This is a genomic window from Wolbachia endosymbiont of Cylisticus convexus (assembly GCF_003344345.1).
In genome coordinates, this window is sequence record NZ_QPIP01000006.1 from 41,021 (window position 1) to 59,311 (window position 18,291).

The window sequence follows — 18,291 nt, forward strand, 5'->3', positions numbered from 1 at the left end:
TCAATGGTTGAATTTTATGGTAGAAGCAAAGCTACGTACAGCTTAATAGCATGTACAGTGATATGTTGTCTTTTTAAATTACAAAATTTTAGTTTGATGATATTGGTTTTATATACTGCAATTTTAGTTTCTCTTCTCTCAAGCATAATTATTTTTGAAGAACTAAAGTCCAAGTTGAATTTTCATATGGCAAATTTTGTTACTTTAATTATAGCATCAATTATTGATAGTACCGTTGTGTGTGTTGGGCTACTATACAGATTTTCTTCAGGTAAGTGCTTATCAATATATATTCGAGATTTAACTTTTAAATTTTCTTATGCATCGATATTGAGTATCTGCTTATTTACAGGAATGTATTTATTCTGCTTAATAAATAAGAAATATTTTAAGATTTCTACATAACTTGTTATATCTAAGTTAATCATAAAATTAAAGTGGCTGGAATTTCAAAATTCTTCTCAAGAGAGCTAATGCAGTTTTTTATAAGTTTCATGTATGGTAAAGGTTTTATTTTTAGCCAAATCAATTGAACTAAACCACAAAACCTGCTAAAGTCAATTTTGTGCAAGCACCCTTAGCTCAGTTGGATTAGAGCATTTGACTACGGATCAAAAGGTCGGGCGTTCAAGTCGCTCAGGGTGCACCATATTTTATAGGAAATAGGGGTCATACTTGAAATTGATATATGCAATACCTATCTTTAAAGGCTAAATACTGAACTATTACATATGAGCAAAAAAGACTACTATGATCTGCTAGAGGTGAGCAGAAATGCTAGTGTTGATGAGATAAAAAAAGCATATAAAAAATTAGCATTAAAATATCACCCTGATAGAAATTCTGGTAATAAGGAAGCAGAGGAAAAATTTAAAGAAGTAACAGCTGCATATGAAATTCTATCCGATTCTGAAAAAAGAGCAGGTTATGATCGTTATGGTCATGAAGGTGCTTCTGGTGGATTTGATTTCAGCCAAGCTGGAGGGGATTTTAGCGATATATTTAATGATTTTTTTGGTGGGGGATTCGGTGGTGGTACAAGTAGGTCAAGAGCAAAAAGAAGTACGACAGGAATATCTGGAGCAGATCTGCGCTACGACCTTGAAATTACCTTAGAAGAGGCGTTTAAAGGAATACAAGCACCTATACTTTACGTAACAAATGTAAAATGTAATACATGTCAAGGCACAGGTAGCGAAGGAGCAATAAAACCAGTTCAGTGCCACACATGTCAGGGAAGCGGTAGGATTAGGGCTCAACAAGGCTTTTTTACCATTGAAAGGACGTGCACCACATGCTATGGAGAAGGAGAATTAATACAAAATAAGTGTAGGAAATGCGGTGGGAATGGACGTAAAAGAGATGAAATAAATATATCCGTTTCAATTCCAAAGGGCATAGAAGAGGGAGCTAAAGTAAGGGTAAGCGGTAAAGGAGAAGCTGGAACAAGAGGTGGAAAAAGCGGAAATTTATATGTATGCGTGAAAATAGCTCTTCATCAAATCTTTACTCGCAATAGAGCAGATTTACACTGTAAAGTGCCTATAAGAATGACACTAGCAGTACTTGGCGGTGAAATTGATGTCCAATCAATTGATGGAACTAAAATAAAAGTAAAGGTCCCTGAAGGCACTCAAACCGGTACTAAATTACGTTGTAGGGAAAAAGGTATGCCATATATGAACTCACATATTCGTGGCGATTTATACGTACAAGTAATAGTTGAGACTTTAAATCCAAAGAATTTAACTCAAAAGCAAATTGAGCTATTAAAAGCGCTTGAAGAAGAAAATGCAAATGTGCAACAATCCGAAGGATTTTTTGGAAAAGTAAAAAAAAATGAGAAATCTGTTAGATGACATAAAGAAATAGCTATTTACACTTAATTCTTTTTAGCAATTTGAAAGCCTTCTCTTTTAGTAAAAAGATTTCTTAAAGTTATGCAAAAGTGATAAATTTCTTTATTTAAGGTCGAAGTTTTGCTATCCTCACATTTTAATAATTTAAAATTAATGAACATAAACAAAAATGAGTTTTTATTTCTTCCACTTGGAGGAGTAGGAAGAATCGGGATGAATGTTAGCCTATATCATTACCAAGGCAAGTGGATTATGATCGACCTTGGTGTTGGTTTTGCAGATGAAACTATGCCAGGTGTTGAGCTGCTCATTGCTGATATAGATTTTATTGCTCAAAGAAAAAAAGATTTGCTTGGAATAATAATTACACATGCACATGAGGATCACTGTGGTGCAGTACCTCATCTGTGGGAAGAGTTGCAATGTCCCATATATACAACAAAGTTTACGGTTAATTTTCTCAAGGAAAAACTAAAGGAATTTCGATTGGAAGGTATAGTGCCTATGAAAGAGGTGGACATAAATGGCAGTATAAATTTGGGTCCTTTCACTGTTGAATTTATAAACATAACTCATTCAATTCCTGAGGCAAATTCAATATTAATTAGCACTGAAGTAGGTAGTGCACTTCATACTGGAGACTGGAAATTTGATCCAAAACCTGTTGTTGGATTAACTTCTAATATAGAGCGTTTAAAAGAAATTGGCGATAAAGGCAATCTGCTTGCAGCAATTTGTGATTCAACAAACATACTGAGCAAACACGACCCTGAGTCAGAAAGTGAAATTTATGATAATATTTACAACATAATAAAGCGGTCTAAAAAATTGGTTGCTGTATCGCTATTTGCTTCAAATGTGGCGCGAATTGAGACTATCGCTAAAGCTGCACAAGCACTAAATAGGAAGGTGGTTTTACTTGGTAGATCCTTATGGAGAATAGTGAAAGTTGCTCAAGATAGTGGTTATTTAACTGATTCTCCTGAGTTTCTAGAAGCAAAGGAAGCAGTAAATTTTCCAAGGGAAGAACTGGTGCTACTTTGCACAGGTTGTCAAGGTGAGCCACTGGCAGCAACCTCAAGGCTTGCTAATAAGAGTCATCAAGCATTTAAAATGCAGCAAAGTGATACAATGATTTTTTCGTCAAAAATCATTCCTGGCAATGAAACTCGTGCACATAACATGCTCAATGCCTTTATTGAGATGGGAGTAGAAGTTGTTATTGAAAAAACAGAGAATGTTCACGCTTCCGGACATCCAGTAAAAGCAGAGCTAAGGGAAATGTATTCTTTGATAAAACCTAAGATATCTATTCCGGTTCATGGTGAGTATATTCATACGGATGCACATGTAAAATTCGCTAAAGAGTGCGGTGTGAAAAAAGCAATAATGATTGCACCAGGTGATATTGTTAATTTGAAGAATGGAGAAAAAGTTGATTCAATCGATGTTGACTATTTTGGTATTGATGGTATGTTGCTACGTCATCCGGAGTGCAGTGTTATAAAAATGCGTAAGAAAATGAGAGATGCTGGAGCCATCGTAGTGACAGCAGTTGTAAACAAGAAAAATAAATTGCTTGCTAAGCCAAAAGTATTTGCACCAGGTGTTTTCGAAGCGCAAGAAGATGCAGCCATTATGCAAAAGATCATAGAGAAGGTTGAGTCAGCATTTAGTCCACAACCGATAAAAAAAATAAGAAATAAGATTGAAAGTTCAATATTTAGTATCTTAAAGGAATATTTACTAAAAAGACCTATAATTGAAGTCCAGATAGAACAGGTATAGAAATATACCTCTTTTTTTAACCATTATTTGAGTAAGAAGTTAACAATGTATTCTTTGATGTTATTTCAGCATGCAATACTGGAATCCGTAAAAACAAATCAGTGTCAGATCACACAACTATACGAACATTGTGATTTGAGTCTACCAGAAGGGTGTCATCCCAATGCCCAGGCATACAACTGCACGAACATTGTAGTTTTAGAGCAATCTCCACCAGGAGAATGTCATCCCAGTGCCCAGACACTGGGATCCAGTTTTTCATGCAACCTTGTCAAAGACGTTTGTTTTAGCATAAAACAGCTACTTTTATGCTTGCCATCTCAGTGCGCTTACTTGCAAAATTTCTGATGTCATTCCAGTGTCAAGCACTGGAATGACATCAGAAATTGATTTACTCTATTGTCGTGCAGTTTAACTTCAAAAGTAAACTATTTGCTGAGATGACAGAGAGTAATGCAAGAAATCTAATGAAGCTATTCGTTCAGTTGGTGTTATTTATTTCGTTATTTATTCCTTATACCACAAAAGCTGTTTTATATGTTGATATAAAAAAAAGCAATATTGGTAATATTGATCTTGTTGTATCTAAATGTGCATGCAAGACAGAAGTGGAAAACAAACTAAGTGAAAGCATCACAAAGGTAATTGAAACAAATCTATCTAATAGTGGCTTATTTAATGTAAAATGTGGCATAGAGACTTGGAAAAGCGATACCATAGTCACAGTAAGTTTAAGTGAAGTATCAAACAGAAATTTAGAGCTATCGTTTCGTTTATTTGACAGTTTTACAAAAAGAGAATTGCTTACTCAGTCGGTTGTTTTTTCAGCAAAAGACTGGAAGAAAATTAGTCATCTTGTTTCAAATGTGATACATGATAGATTAATTGGCGAGAAAGGTCACTTCAACACAAAAATCACGTATATTGCTGAAGAAAAAGATAGCAATTACAAATCTGTGCGTAAAGTTGCTGTGATGAATCAAGATGGAAGTAATATAAGATACTTAACAAATGGTGATAAATTTGTGTCAACACCGAGATTCTCACCAAATGGAAAGGGTATTGTTTATATCTCATACACAAATGGTAAAAGTTATATAATATTAAAAAATTTAAAAGATAACACTGAATCAATAATCAGCGCATTTGAAGGAGTTATTTCTGCGCCAAGATTTTCTCCTGATGGTAAATCTCTTTTAATTTCCCACTCATTGGGTGGTGAAACGAATATATTATCTCTAGATTTAAGTAGTAAACGAACAAAAAAAATTACTAAAGGTTCAGCTATAAGCACTTCTCCCTCTTTTTCTCCAGATCAAAAGTATATGGCTTTTAGCTCTGATATAAGTGGGAGTCAGCAACTGTACGTTATCGATTTTACTAACAAAAGTAAAAAACCTAAAAGAATTAGTTTTGGAAGTGGAAGATATGCTACGCCTGTTTGGTCGCCAAAAGGAGATCTGATAGCTTTTACAAAGATTCAGTCAGGAAAATTTTACATAGGAGTTATGAAGCCAGATGGCAAAGAAGAACGTCTGCTTTCAGAGGGGCATAAAATTGAATCTCCGGCATGGCTACCAAATGGTAGAGAAATCATTTTTACAAGAACAGAATCACCAAGCAACTCTAAACTATATTTAGTAGATTTAGTAAAGAAAAATCAAAAAATGGTTTTTACTCCAACGAATGCTTCTTTACCAGATTGGTCTTATTTTTGAAAGTAGATCTATTATAGATTTGATATGAGCCTTATTTTACCTTAATCGTTTATAACCTTTGGCACTACGAAATACCCATGCTCAGGTTTTGTATTGGACAATATCTCTTCTTTAATGTTTTGAGAATTTATAACATCATCGCGTACATGAATGTCCTTGTCTATACTGCCATAACGTATAGGAGAAACACATTCAGTATTAACTTTCAACAAAGTATCATGTATCCAATCCAGCATTGTCAATTCTTTAGAGTAGTACTTAATCTCATCATCAGATAACTTAATTCTCACAAGCTGTGCAGTTTTAAGCATTTCTTCCCTAGTAATTGTTATTTTTCTCTTGTTTGCAAATTCTATTAGCGAAGTGATAACATCTTCTGTTGACCTAGCTGACACTTTTACCTCCTTGCATGAAGCAAATTAAAATATTTGCAATTGAAACAACTTCTATCTTATCAGTTTTTTCGAATTTGTGAAGTACAGTATCCGTAATTACTAATTTATCCAGAGAAGAGGAAGAGATTTTTTCAACTGCATTCCCTGAAAGTATGCCGTGTGTAATGCATGAAACTACAGACTTTGCTCCTCGGTCTTTTAAAGCAAGAGCTGCATTACATAATGTTCCGCCAGAGTCAACTATATCATCAACAATGATGCAATTTTTGTTTGCAACTTCTCCGATTACATTCATTACCTGAGATGTACCTGCTTTTTCTCTATATTTATCTACTACAATAATATTATTATCCAACTTGTATTTTTCCTCTAAAATCTTTGCAAAAGCACGAGCTCTGCCAATTGCTCCAACATCAGGCGCAACTATTGCCAAATTTTCCTTGTATATAGAGTTAACAAATACTTCAAAACAGATTAGATTAGTAACTGGTATATCAAAAAAACCTTCAATTTGACTTGAATGCAAATCAATAGCAGCAACACTATTTGCACCCGCAGTTTGAACGAGATTTGCAGTTAATTTAGCACTTAAAGCAGATTGCATATTATTGTTTTTAATAACCCTATCCTGCCTACTGTATCCGTAATAAGGAATAATAGCCGTTATTCTCTTAGCTCCAGATCTCTTTGCTGCATCAATTGTAAGCAGAAGCTCCATAAGGTTATCATTTACAGGAGAAGAAAGAGATTGTACTACGTATACTTCTTGATTACGTAGATCATTTGCTACTTCTACATTTACCTCACCATCGGCAAATCTTGACACCTGAGTAGGGAATAGCTGAGCATGTAGACCACTTGCTATTGAATCTCCTAATCGTTTACTAGCGCTACCTATTATTACCTTCATATATACCAATTAAGTTTTGAAAATTATACAGAAACCATGGAATGATTAAAACTTTATTCTTGCCGCCAAGTGGATCATAGAAACGAAAAAGTTACTCGAAACATTTCACCAGTTTCCTTATCATGCAACTCATTCTCACAAAGATACGTACTGTTTTTCTGCTTAAAAATAAAGTAAATTTTTTGTGATGCTGAGCATTTTCTATAATTTCTCATTAAATTTATAAAAAATTTGATAATTGTTAAAATATAGACTAAAATGTTTATATATTTAATGAAGAAACAAAATGAATTTTAGTAAATTTGCTCAAGGCGACTCTCTTGAGTTGCAATTTGAAAAAATAGCCGTAAGTGAATTAGTAAGCTTTTTACAGAGCAGTCCTAATATCACAAAGCTTAGTTTAAAAAACTGTGATATTGGTGATGAAGAAATAAAAGCTTTAGCTAATGGTAATCTTATAAACATTACTTCACTTGATTTGCAATTTAATAAAATTGGTGATGAAGGAGCAAAAGCTTTAGCTAATGGTAATCTTATAAACATTACTTCACTTGATTTGCAATTTAATAAAATTGGTAATGAAGGAGCAAAAGCTTTAGCTAATATTAAAAAACTTACTTTGTGTCGTTCAGATGGTAACAATACTAGCATTAATAAAGGTAAAGGAGATTTTGATACAATGAGCTTGATAAATAAACAAGGTGGCTCTCCAATAGAAATCTTTGATCCAACTCAATCGGAAAGTAAAACAACACTTGATGATATTATAATTCCAGAGAGCTTGAAAGAGGAGCTAAACAAGATCCTTGATTTTATTCCAGAAGAAAATAAAGCATTACTTCGAGAGACGGGTTACAAGCCAGAAAAAGGCTATCTTTTTTATGGTCCACCTGGAAATGGTAAAACCAAAATTGCTCGTGCAATTGCATGTCAAGCTAACGCAAAGTTTATTAGTGTTTCTGCCTCTGAATTTCTGAAATCGTATATTGGTGCAGGTGAAGCACACGTAAGAAAACTTTTTAAAGAGGCAAGAGCAAATGCTCCTTGCATAGTTTTTATAGATGAAATTGATTGTATTGCTACAGAACGTGGTAGCGGTGGTAGTTCTAGTCATGCTCAATTATGCAACAGCCTTGTGAATCAGTTTTTAATCGAGCTCGATGGTTTCAACCCACTAGAAGGTGTAACAGTAATTGCTACAACTAATCGTAGAGATGTTTTAGATAAAGCGTTTATTAGACCAGGCCGTCTCTCTAAGCATATTGAAATTCCTTTGCCAGATAAGACCCAGCGTGAGAATATATTGAACTTGTATATAAGAAAATTCAAAGATAATGAAAAGTTGAAAGTTACAGTAGATACTAAAAAACTTGCAGATAAAACTGATGGTTTCTCGGGAGCTGAGTTAGAAAATTTAATAAATAGAACAGCATGGGATATTATATATCATTCTAACATTAAAGAAGGAAAAGTCACTATTAGTATGAGTAACTTCATTAAGGCAATTAATGATCTTAAGAGGAAGAAATCTCAAGAGCCTGAAGGTAAGCAAGTTAATGGTGATCTAGAATTACTTAATAGTCCTAAACTTGTCTTACCCAATTGTAGCAGTGATGTTCATATTGATAATGCAGATAATGTAGAAAGTCATAGCTCTGCAAATAGTAGTTCAGATGTTGTAGGTACTCTACAGCAATGGGGTGAAATAGCAACTGCGAAATTTGGGGGTATACAAACTAAAATTAACGTTCTAGAGGAAAAATACGATGAAAAATTTGAAGAACTTGACTCTAGGAACAGTGACTTAGAACAGGGCCTAGATTGTGTAAGAAAAGAATTAACTAAAATAACTCAATGTACTGAAGAACACACTCAATTACAGGATACACTAGAGAGTATGGTAACCGAACTCAAGAAACATGAAAGCACATTAGAGAATCGTGTTAAAGATCTACAAAAACAATTTGAAGGTAAAAATAAAGAGCTAAATAGTAAATATGAAAAATTCTTAGGAGCAAGCATTAATAGTAAAAGGCAAGGTAATTATGCCTCTATTTCTTTTGTATTATCTGGAGCATCTGCTGTTGGTGCAAGTTTGACAATGTTTCATTTAGCAATGTGTCTTTCACTCGCTGTAGCCGCATTAATTTTTCTTACAGCAGGATGTTACTGTTTGTATAAGGCAAATACAACACTTAGTAATGTTGAAATTGATCAAACTACCAATCTTGTAGGTTGCTTAAATGGTCTTTAGGGTTTTAAATTTGTACCTGTTTGGCAAGTTAAAAAGTCCTTGTTGCTGCTGTAGCTTAAATTAGAGAAAATGGCGGAAGTGTAGAGTAAGGTAGTTTTTTGATTAATAATTTAAGATATTTTTAAAAAAATTACCTTTCTTGACGCATATGAACACTCCCAAATTTTTTATAGGTTTGACTTCACCTGATTTACAAATAGAAATTGTTATGTTGGATGTTTGCCATTTATTTTCATAAACAGCATTCTGCTTTTTTTAGTATGTAGTAATTCTTGAATTCTATGATATTATTTTTTGTAACATTGTTATACACATCATAATAACGGCACTGGCCGAGTTCATTAAGTAATTTTATGCGCAGTGGAATGACAAAAAGAGTTATTCGCACACACATTTTACTATATGATCTACACTGATATTAAAGTGCTTGTAAAGTGCTTCATAAGGTGCTGATTCTCCAAAATTTTTCATGCCAATAAATATACCATTTGAGCCTATATATTTATGCCAACCCATTTCACTTCCAGCCTCAATTGCAATTTTAATGCTGTCATTATTTAATATTGCCCCTTTATATTCATCACTTTGCTCGTCAAAAAGCCTCCAACATGGCATAGAAATGACCCTTGTACCTACACCTTTTTCCTGCAATTTTTCTCTTGCCTCAACTGCAATCTCAACTTCAGATCCGGTAGCAAATATCGTCACTTCTAGCTTCCCTGAATATTCGCATAGTATATATGCACCAAATTTTGATAGGTTGGCCAATTGGTCAGTATAAGAGTGCATGTAATTAATATTTTGCCTTGAAAGTGCAAATAACGATGGAGATTCTTTTTTTTCAATGCAATGCTAATGCACTCCAAGGTTTCAATTGCATCAGCTGGCCTAAAAACATATAGATTTGGTATAGCTCTCAGAGAAGCTAAATGCTCTATTGGCTGGTGAGTTGGACCATCCTCCCCTACTCCAATTGAGTCATGAGTCATCACATATATAACCTGCTGTTTCATCAAAGCTGAAAGACGTATAGCAGGGCGGCAGTAGTCGGAAAATACTAAAAAAGTTCCACCATAAGGAATAATCCCACCATGAAGAGCCATACCATTCATACAAGCTGCCATAGCGTGCTCTCTCACTCCATAGTGTACATAAGAGCCACCATAATTATTACTATCTATTGCCTGCATGTGCTTATATTTAGTACAATTTGAACCGGTAAGATCAGCAGAGCCACCAATTAGTTCTGGCATAGACTTAGTTAATAGTTCCATTACTCTGCCGAAAGAAGATCGAGTAGCTTCGTTTGGCATGAGCTCACATATTTGTTTCTTCAGGTTAGCCAAATCACTCTCGATGTTATTCGGCAAACGTTTCTCAAGTCTTCTTTGTAGTTCTTCATTGATCAAGGATGTATAGTTTTGTTTTGCCCTCTTAACTGTTTCCATCCAAGCGTTTTTCACATCTTCTGGTACATAAAATGGTTCATAGTTCCAATTTAATTTTTCTCTCATCTGGTTTATATCTTCCTCTGTAAAAGCACCGCTATGAGCAGAAGATGTACCAGCACGGCTTGAAAATTTCCCGATAATGGTTTTGCAACAAATTAGTGTAGGTTTATCAGACTTTTGCGCCTGCTCTATTGCAAGGGATATGGCATCAAAGTCATGCCCATCGATTTTGTCAACATTCCATCCATACGCTGAAAAACGCTTTTCTACATCATCAGAGCAAGAGAGGCTAGTAGAGCCGTCTATAGAGATGTTATTGTCGTCAAAAAGTGCTATCAGCTTATTTAATTTAAGATGCCCAGCAAGGGACGCTGCTTCATGGCTTATACCTTCCATAAGACAACCATCTCCTAGCATTACGTAAGTGTAGTGACTGATTTCAAACTGCTTTTCAAGAATCGATTCAGCAAGTGCCATGCCAACAACAGTGGCAAATCCCTGACCAAGCGGGCCTGTTGTTGCTTCTATACCAGAAGTTAAGCCAAATTCTGGGTGACCTGGAGTTTTTGATGTAAGTTGCCTGAAGTTTTTTAGTTCATCTATACTAATGTAGCCTGTCAGATATAATATAGAGTATTGTAACATTGAACCGTGACCATTTGATAGGACGAAACGATCTCTACTGATCCATTGAGAATCATCAGGGTTATGGTTTAGATATTTAGCAAATAAAACAGTTGCAACATCTGCCATGCCAAGTGGCATGCCTGGGTGTCCAGAATTTGCTTTTTGTACTGCATCAATTGATAAAAAGCGGACAGCATTTGCCATAGATTCTAGTGGTAAATGATTCATAGAAAAACTTAAAAGTGAAGTATACTATATCATAGTGGCAAAAACAAGTTGACACTTAATGCTAAAATCATTAATAATTTAGAGTTAGATTGTGAGAATTTTTGTATGACAATTATTATTGAGAGAAAGTTCAGAGTTTGCCGCAGGTATGGTGTAAATTTATGGGGTAGAGCAAAAGATCCGGTAAATAAGAGAAAGTACCCTCCAGGTCAACATGGTATTCTTGGATACAAGAAGTTATCTGACTTTGGTAAGCAATTTGCTGCACATAAAAAATTTAAATTCTACTATGCAATTTCAAGCAAGCAGCTTAGGCGTACGTTTTTAGATGCTTACAAGAGAAAGGGTTATACGGCTGATAATTTTATCGGTGCCCTAGAATCGAGGTTAAGTTCTGTTCTATATCACTCTGGTTTTGTGCCAACAATTTACTCAGCAAAACAGCTTATATCTCATAAACATGTCACAGTTAATGATAAGGTAGTTAACATATCAAGTTATCGAGTGAAGCCCGGTGATATAGTAAAAATAAGGGAAAGAGCAGCAAAAATTCCTATAGTAGTAGAGGCTGAACAAAAACCAGAGCACAAAGCTCCAGATTATTTAGAGGCAGATAGTAAAGCACTTTCAGTGAAATATTTGAGAGTGCCTCAATATTCTGAAGTTCCCTATTCAGCAGACATGGAAGTCAATTTAGTAGTAGAATTTTATTCTAGATAGATAAAAAAAGGCCCGTGTGGCGGAATCGGTAGACGCAGCGGACTTAAAATCCGTGGGTTTTGCGACCTTGGGAGTTCAAGTCTCCCCATGGGCACCAGTTTAATTGATTGAAAAAGTATGAAATGGTTTGATATAGAAGATATTGCAGAAGCTCTAGAAGAGAAATTTCCAAGCGAGGATATAATTAATATTAGATTCACTGAGCTCAAAAGAAAGGTTTTGGATTTAGAGGAGTTTGATGATGATGAAAAGCATTGTAACGAAAAAATACTAGAGGCCATTCAAGTAGCTTGGATTGCAGAAAGATCTTAGAAAAACAGAGTTCAGACATAACTGTATGGGTATTATGGTATGCAGTAAAAAGATAACCTTCTTCCTATTAGAAATACTATACTGTACAAAATTTCTCGCAAATGCTAAGTTGAAATATAAAAATACTGCTTTTTATGGCATGAAGCCAGAGGTTCGTTAAAATAATAAGTTAGTTTTTTGTATAAGGAAGTTGTAATATAATTACAATGTTAAGCGCTGGAAGGATGTTTAAATATAGCGGACCAAAGAAATTAAAATCTATAATAGAAAACTATGCATTAAAATGCATGAAAAATAAGATTAGCAAAAATGAAATACGTCTTATTTTAAACTGGAAGAGTATAGTGGGAGAGGAAATAGCAGAATGTACAAAACCACAAAAGATCTCATACGCACAAAATGTAAATTCGGGTGTGCTGTATTTGGTAGTAACAAACGGCAGTAAAGCATTAGAAATGCAGCATATGATTTCTCTTGTAATAGAAAAAATTACGGTGTTTTTTGGCTATAAAGCAGTATACGGCATAAAAATCAAGCAAGGGAGTTGACTATTTCACTATATAAGGTTAACCTAGTTACATAGGATAAATTGGTATATTGAAGTGAGTAGAATTTGTGAATTAACAAATAGAAAAAAGTCTTTTGGTAATAAGGTATCGCATTCAAATCGTAAAACAAAGCGTGCCTTTTTCTTAAATTTGCATCCAGTTACATTGATGAGTGGTATATTAAACAAAAAGTTTAAATTTCGTATAGCAACAAGAACTTTAAGAACTATAGATTACAAAGGTGATCTTGATGCTTTCTTGCTCAATACAAAAACAATTAAACTAAGTAAAGAAGCGCAAAAGATAAAAAGAAGATTAAAGAAAGTTTTAGCAAAACAAGAGGTAGAGTTAGCTGTTTCAGATGCATAGTAAGCCTACATGGCTCAGAGCAAAAGCTCCAGCTGGTAAAGTATTCAATGAGACCTTAAACACTGTTAAGCTACATAACTTACATACGGTATGTGAAGAAGCTGCATGTCCAAATATTGGTGAATGTTGGAATAAACGTCATGCTACTGTGATGATCCTTGGTTCTGTTTGTACTCGTGCTTGTGCGTTTTGCAACGTTGCAACTGGCATTCCTGATAAGCTCGATCCTCACGAGCCAGAAAATTTAGCAAAGGCAATAAAAAAGCTAAATTTAAAGCACGTTGTCATTACCTCTGTTGACCGCGATGATTTATCAGATGGCGGTGCAAATCAGTTTATAAGGTGTATAGAGGAAATTAGAAAAATAACTTCAGAAACAACAATAGAAATTTTAACTCCAGACTTTTTAAATAAGAAAGGAGCATTTGAAGCAATTGCTGTTGCATCACCTGATGTTTATAACCACAATATCGAAACAGTACCAAGGCTGTATGCAAAAATAAGGCCAAGAGCTCGTTATTTTCATTCACTGTATTTGCTAAAGATGGTGAAACAGATCAATTCTAAGCTTTTCACGAAGTCAGGGCTTATGGTTGGTCTTGGAGAAACAAAAGAAGAAATATTTCAGGTTATGGATGATTTACGCAGTGCCGAAGTTGATTTCATTACAATTGGTCAATATCTGCAACCAACTCCAAAGCATGCAAAGATTGATAGATATGTTACCCCAGAAGAGTTTGAGCACTATAAATATATTGCTTACTCCAAAGGTTTCTTGGTAGTCGCATCGAGCCCATTAACCCGGTCATCATACCACGCTGAAGAAGATTTTAACAGGCTCAAGGCTCGTCATTAAATATTGACTTTTATTGATTACTGTAATATAATTAAAATATAAGCATTTATATAGTGAGTAGTGTGGGTATAAAAGAATTACAAGAAGAATTAGTTGAAAAAATTTCTCTTATTGCTATCGAAGATATTAGATCTAACTTGGAAAGAGCATTGGAGATTGTTAATGAATTAGGAAGAGATTATATTAACAATATTATTACCACTAATTATAAGAGTCTTACAGCTTTAGATTATGTAATTATTGCTGACAGTCAGGGCAGTAATACAAGATTAAGTGAAAGGTCAAGATTAAATAACGCAATGTTAAAAGAGTTAGAAACCGCTATTAGAGATATTGGAGGAAGAACATCAGAAGAAGAGACTAATACGTATAGAGAAGCACCCACTATTGATAATGTAACAGAACAAACAGTTTTACACCTCGCTGTTAGGAATGGTAATATTGATGTAGTAAGATCTCTAATAGAGAGAGTAGCTGGTATTAATGTAGAGAACAATTATGGAGCAATACCTTTACATTTAATTGCTGAAAGAGGTGGGCGTGAGATTTTAAGCTTTCTAGTAGAGTATACTTTTACGAATTTAGAAGGTGTTACTGTGCAGTCCAGTATGGAAGGGAGAGGTAATTCGCTCTAAAATTGAGTGCAAAGAAAATTATCTTAAGCAGCAAATGTGAATATTTAAAGGTTAGCATGGCCTTGAGTGTTCCTGAATTGCCAGATAAAGCTCTAAAGATAAGAGAAAAAGAATCACATCAAAGTTATTACGCTGAAGAAGATCTTAACAGGCTTGTTGCTGTTAAAATTTCAACCTAATTCTAACTGAGCGCAAAGTACATTTACATCACTTAACACTTTCAGTGGTTCACCTAGAGTATGTTCTACTTTTGTCTCAAATTTAAATCCCAAATTTCCAAAAAATTCTTGAAAACTCTCAATAGTAATGTCAAAAAAATTTCTACCACTCGCTTTGTAATTTTTCAGCTCTTTCGGAATAATAAGAGATACTTTACCATCTTCATATGTTACATTTCGACCCTTACATTTCAGCTTAAATTCCAATGAACTGTAAAAACCTGGTGTTTTGATATCATTAACAAGGTCACTGCTGCGTACCTTTATACATTCCATGCTAAAACTGAGTTTTAGACAATTGGAGTTACGACAATCCATACTATAAGTTATCATCACGTCAGAATCTAACACAAGCAAGCCAAGTGAAGAAAGAGCCTTTAATATATGAAGAAACAGAAAATGATTATACCCTTCTTGATGATAGCTAGTTATCAATTCTTCCATAATAGAGTCACTCGGAACTGTTGCACCAGCATGTATAAATATTTCCATAAAAACTAATTTAAGAAATAAACGATAATCCCTTTTTCTTTTTTCATTCCCTAAAATGAGATCTTTATGTTTTGAGTATAGCTCCTCGATAAGCTCATTGTCTATTTTGTGTTTGTTAATAGTAAGGTTGTGCGATCTATCAAGGTCAATATATGTGTTGTAACCAGAGTTTATGCTACTCCAACCACCTGATTTTATTGGTATAGATTTTAAATCAGCATACTTGAGCTTTTCTACTTCAGATTTTAATGCATTAACTATTTTTTTTGCCATATCACAATTTTATATTATATACATATTTTTAGTCCAACCATAAGTAAAGGTTTTCTCGTTATGCTTCAAAGGTTTGCAATTTGTTACTTATTTTTTGTTCAGCATTAGGCTTCAACATTGTATATATAGTTCCACCAATCGCTAACGAAGATGCTGTAACTGCAGCAACTGCTCCTACTATAGGCAGAAATCCAATTGTAAATACCGTTGCAAAAAGAGTTGATGCTATAGTTGTACCAAGGGCTGCTGCTGATACGCCACTCACAACACTCCACTTGGTTGCATCATATTCTTGTTGTTTTATTTTTGCAGCCTTAAAAATCTGTATTAAACTTTCATCCGTAGCTAACTCTCCTGGAATTTTACCATTAATATCTTTCGATAAAGGATTTCTTCCCTCTTCCAGTAAAGATTCTACTATTTCTGTACAGTCGTAAGCAGCAGCGAGATGTAAAGAAGTACTACCTTTTAATAACTTATGCGCCTTGCTTTCTATTACACATTTTACTAAATGCTCTACTACTTCTTTCATTCTTGGCTCTTTTTCTATTAGGTACTTAACTGTTTCTCTTTGATCATTATGGAAAGCAGTATTTAAAGGGGTATCTCCGTCCTTATTTACTTCACTTAGATCGGAACCCTTGTCCAAGAGAAATTTCACTGTGTCTGTATGACCATTGAAAGCAGCTAAGTGCAGGGAAGTATTTCCTTCTTCATTCACTAAACTAAGGTCTGAACCTTTTTCCACTAGAAATTTCACTGTGTCTGTATGACCATTGGAAGCAGCTAAGTGCAGGAGAGTATTTTTGTTTTGATCTCTTATATCAATACTTGCTCCTTCTTCTAACAGCAATTTTGTAATATTTGTATCTCCAAAACTCGCAGCAAAATGTAGTAATGTAAATTCTTTTGAACTATCTTTAAAAACATAATTTACATTGAATCCACATTTTTTCCACTGATCGTACTCATGCATTAAGTGTTTTATATTATGACGCTCCTGTTCTAGTTTTTTGAGCTCTTCCTCGTATTTCTTGAATTCTACATCAAATTTTACTTTACTATATTCCAGATCATTATTATGTTTTCTATATTCCCAGTCGTAATCAGGTGTGTCACACTTCAATTCATTGTTAGGCCTATTATTGTTATATAATTCCTTTAATAACTCATCATCAGACTTATGTTTTAACAAATTTATCTTTCTATTATAATCATTACTTAATGACTGTATCTCTCTATTGTAGTCGTAATTCAGTAGCTGCATTTTATGTTGAATAGATTCACGGGATTGACTAATTTCATCTGACCTTCTTGAACTATATTCTTGTAATTCATCTGCTATTACTGTAGCTATATCGTTGCTGTATATATTTGAGTCACGCTCTAACTCCTGTAATATCACTTCAAATTCACTTTCTATCACACCATACCTCACAGTTAAAATTCATACTTAAATCCTACATATATTTAACGAAAATGCAATGATTTTAATATTGAACAATCAAGCTAGTGGGTTTCTATAAAAATTTTTAATTTACTTTCTTAAAGAATGAATGTGTATATGTTTTTAGTAAAGCTATAGAAGGGCAAATTTCAATATCTTATCTTGAATTGTTTATTTTAAACTTTAAGATCAAGACTTTCATTTTCGTGTTATCCAATCGTAAGTCACTGCTTTAATGCAAAATCTTTTTCTTAGCTGCATTTCGAAGAACACCCCCCCTACTCCCATAAGTGTTGAAAGTGTCATAAGAAGAAGATAAAAGAGCTATTATTAAAGAAAAATGGAGGCAATAATGGATCAAATAGAAAGAATACTAAACTTAACTAAAAGACGAGGATTTGGAAAGACTAGGAAAATCAACAGAGGTAGATAAATGTAATACTAAGTTAGTTGGTAAAATAATATTTAAAGGCTTAATGAAGCTAATATTAATGGGTCAGAAAACAAGCTTAAGAGCACTAGAAATGGTAATAAATAGGTGTGTGATAGATAAAAATGATGATAAAAGTACAGTTACATACAGTGGCTTATCGAAAAGGTTAAAAGTTCTGATTATTTTAAAGGTGTATATATCGATTTAATAAACAAAGTGGAAAAATTATTGCCCAGAAAAACGTCACATAACTTACATAGATTCGATTCAACAATTATAAATTTATCAGGGTACCTTATAAAAGATGGGTTAAAAATAGGTGGTAAAAGCAATGACAGTCAAGTCAAAGTAAGCGTTGGATTAAAAGGCCAATTACCGACGAGTATAAGATTTTGTCAAGGGCAAGAAGAAAGTAGCGAAGATATAGCGCTGGTTAGAGCAATTAATGAAGCTAAAGTTAAAAAAGAGGATATTTTATTGTTTGATAGAAGGATTGCAAAAGTTGCAACTTTCACTGAGTTTGACAAAAAGGAATACAAATTTATCACAAGAACATACTTAAAAAGAAGGTACTGCGTTATAAGAGAGAATGAAATTACGCAAAAACAACAACCAGATGGATCGGAAATTTTGGAAGATAATATAGTGAATCTTTACAGCGGAAGCAGAGCAATAGCAAGTACGACTAATAAAAATTAAAAATAGAACAGAAGATGAAATATGGTTTTTGACCAACTTATTTGAAATACCGGCTTATG

General features: G+C 34.0%; 17 protein-coding genes, 2 tRNA genes and 1 pseudogene. 15 read left to right on the forward strand and 5 right to left on the reverse strand.

All coding sequences use genetic code 11. From position 1 onward, the window contains the following. The first annotated feature begins 571 nt into the window (after positions 1 to 571). The 4 genes from Wcon_RS01385 to Wcon_RS01405 all read left to right on the forward strand — a co-directional run bounded on the left by Wcon_RS01385 (position 572) and on the right by Wcon_RS01405 (position 5,365). A tRNA-Arg gene (locus Wcon_RS01385) sits at positions 572 to 649 on the forward strand. Between the two features lie 82 nt (positions 650 to 731). Continuing rightward, a complete protein-coding gene (gene dnaJ, locus Wcon_RS01390) occupies positions 732 to 1,859 on the forward strand; it encodes a molecular chaperone DnaJ (RefSeq protein WP_114516938.1) in 1,128 nt (375 codons plus the stop codon). Positions 1,860 to 2,012: 153 nt separating this feature from the next. After that, positions 2,013 to 3,647: a ribonuclease J gene (locus Wcon_RS01395; RefSeq protein ID WP_114516952.1), complete on the forward strand. Its 1,635-nt coding sequence runs from the start codon at positions 2,013 to 2,015 to the stop codon at positions 3,645 to 3,647. A 467-nt stretch (positions 3,648 to 4,114) separates the two neighbouring features. Then, positions 4,115 to 5,365, forward strand: a complete 1,251-nt coding sequence (locus Wcon_RS01405; RefSeq protein ID WP_114516953.1) for a Tol-Pal system protein TolB — start codon at positions 4,115 to 4,117, stop codon at positions 5,363 to 5,365. A gap of 41 nt (positions 5,366 to 5,406) precedes the next feature. Here Wcon_RS01405 and Wcon_RS01410 read toward each other — a convergent pair whose 3' ends face one another. After that, the gene (locus Wcon_RS01410; RefSeq protein ID WP_114516939.1) at positions 5,407 to 5,760 is read right to left on the reverse strand and encodes an Asp-tRNA(Asn)/Glu-tRNA(Gln) amidotransferase subunit GatC; all 354 of its coding nucleotides are present in this window, start codon (positions 5,758 to 5,760) and stop codon (positions 5,407 to 5,409) included. Beyond that, positions 5,750 to 6,670 carry a ribose-phosphate diphosphokinase gene (locus tag Wcon_RS01415; protein WP_114516940.1) on the reverse strand — a complete coding sequence of 307 codons (921 nt, stop codon included), beginning with the start codon at positions 6,668 to 6,670 and terminating at the stop codon, positions 5,750 to 5,752. The genes Wcon_RS01410 and Wcon_RS01415 overlap by 11 nt, the downstream gene beginning before the upstream one ends. A 286-nt stretch (positions 6,671 to 6,956) precedes the next feature. Here Wcon_RS01415 and Wcon_RS01420 point away from each other — a divergent pair, with 286 nt between their 5' ends. Next, positions 6,957 to 8,924, forward strand: a complete 1,968-nt coding sequence (locus tag Wcon_RS01420) for an AAA family ATPase (RefSeq protein ID WP_114516941.1) — start codon at positions 6,957 to 6,959, stop codon at positions 8,922 to 8,924. A gap of 341 nt (positions 8,925 to 9,265) precedes the next feature. Here Wcon_RS01420 and tkt read toward each other — a convergent pair. Next, positions 9,266 to 11,230: pseudogene (tkt, locus tag Wcon_RS01425) on the reverse strand (transketolase). A gap of 111 nt (positions 11,231 to 11,341) precedes the next feature. Here tkt and rpsD point away from each other — a divergent pair. The 8 genes from rpsD (at position 11,342) to Wcon_RS11350 (ending at position 14,849) form a co-directional block, all read left to right on the forward strand. Then, positions 11,342 to 11,950: a 30S ribosomal protein S4 gene (gene rpsD / locus Wcon_RS01430; protein ID WP_179947455.1), complete on the forward strand. Its 609-nt coding sequence runs from the start codon at positions 11,342 to 11,344 to the stop codon at positions 11,948 to 11,950. Positions 11,951 to 11,960: 10 nt separating this feature from the next. Beyond that, a tRNA-Leu gene (locus Wcon_RS01435) sits at positions 11,961 to 12,047 on the forward strand. Positions 12,048 to 12,067: 20 nt separating this feature from the next. After that, the gene (gene iscX / locus Wcon_RS01440) at positions 12,068 to 12,262 is read left to right on the forward strand and encodes a Fe-S cluster assembly protein IscX (RefSeq protein WP_114516942.1); all 195 of its coding nucleotides are present in this window, start codon (positions 12,068 to 12,070) and stop codon (positions 12,260 to 12,262) included. Positions 12,263 to 12,486: 224 nt separating this feature from the next. Continuing rightward, positions 12,487 to 12,810, forward strand: a complete 324-nt coding sequence (locus tag Wcon_RS01445) for a DUF721 domain-containing protein (protein ID WP_114516955.1) — start codon at positions 12,487 to 12,489, stop codon at positions 12,808 to 12,810. A 54-nt stretch (positions 12,811 to 12,864) separates the two neighbouring features. Then, positions 12,865 to 13,179 (forward strand): 50S ribosomal protein L28, encoded by a 315-nt coding sequence (gene rpmB / locus Wcon_RS01450; protein ID WP_114516943.1) that lies wholly within the window; start codon positions 12,865 to 12,867, stop codon positions 13,177 to 13,179. Continuing rightward, the gene (lipA, locus tag Wcon_RS01455) at positions 13,172 to 14,035 is read left to right on the forward strand and encodes a lipoyl synthase (RefSeq protein ID WP_047758682.1); all 864 of its coding nucleotides are present in this window, start codon (positions 13,172 to 13,174) and stop codon (positions 14,033 to 14,035) included. Before rpmB ends, lipA begins: the two co-directional genes overlap by 8 nt. A gap of 62 nt (positions 14,036 to 14,097) precedes the next feature. Next, positions 14,098 to 14,670, forward strand: coding sequence for an ankyrin repeat domain-containing protein (locus Wcon_RS01460; RefSeq protein ID WP_147269132.1), 573 nt, complete (start codon positions 14,098 to 14,100; stop codon positions 14,668 to 14,670). Between the two features lie 2 nt (positions 14,671 to 14,672). Next, positions 14,673 to 14,849: a hypothetical protein gene (locus Wcon_RS11350; RefSeq protein WP_179947453.1), complete on the forward strand. Its 177-nt coding sequence runs from the start codon at positions 14,673 to 14,675 to the stop codon at positions 14,847 to 14,849. Here Wcon_RS11350 and Wcon_RS01465 read toward each other — a convergent pair. Further along, complete coding sequence (locus Wcon_RS01465; protein ID WP_114516945.1) at positions 14,841 to 15,653, reverse strand: hypothetical protein; 813 nt, start codon at positions 15,651 to 15,653, stop codon at positions 14,841 to 14,843. The genes Wcon_RS11350 and Wcon_RS01465 overlap by 9 nt on opposite strands. 58 nt (positions 15,654 to 15,711) lie before the next feature. Continuing rightward, positions 15,712 to 17,079, reverse strand: a complete 1,368-nt coding sequence (locus Wcon_RS01470; RefSeq protein ID WP_114516946.1) for an ankyrin repeat domain-containing protein — start codon at positions 17,077 to 17,079, stop codon at positions 15,712 to 15,714. A 419-nt stretch (positions 17,080 to 17,498) separates the two neighbouring features. Between Wcon_RS01470 and Wcon_RS01475 the strand changes: the two genes are divergently transcribed. Together Wcon_RS01475 and Wcon_RS01480 are read left to right on the forward strand one after the other, a co-directional pair. Continuing rightward, positions 17,499 to 17,741, forward strand: coding sequence for a hypothetical protein (locus Wcon_RS01475; RefSeq protein ID WP_114516947.1), 243 nt, complete (start codon positions 17,499 to 17,501; stop codon positions 17,739 to 17,741). An 8-nt stretch (positions 17,742 to 17,749) separates the two neighbouring features. Then, positions 17,750 to 18,232, forward strand: a complete 483-nt coding sequence (locus Wcon_RS01480) for a hypothetical protein (RefSeq protein WP_114516948.1) — start codon at positions 17,750 to 17,752, stop codon at positions 18,230 to 18,232. Positions 18,233 to 18,291 lie beyond the last annotated feature (59 nt).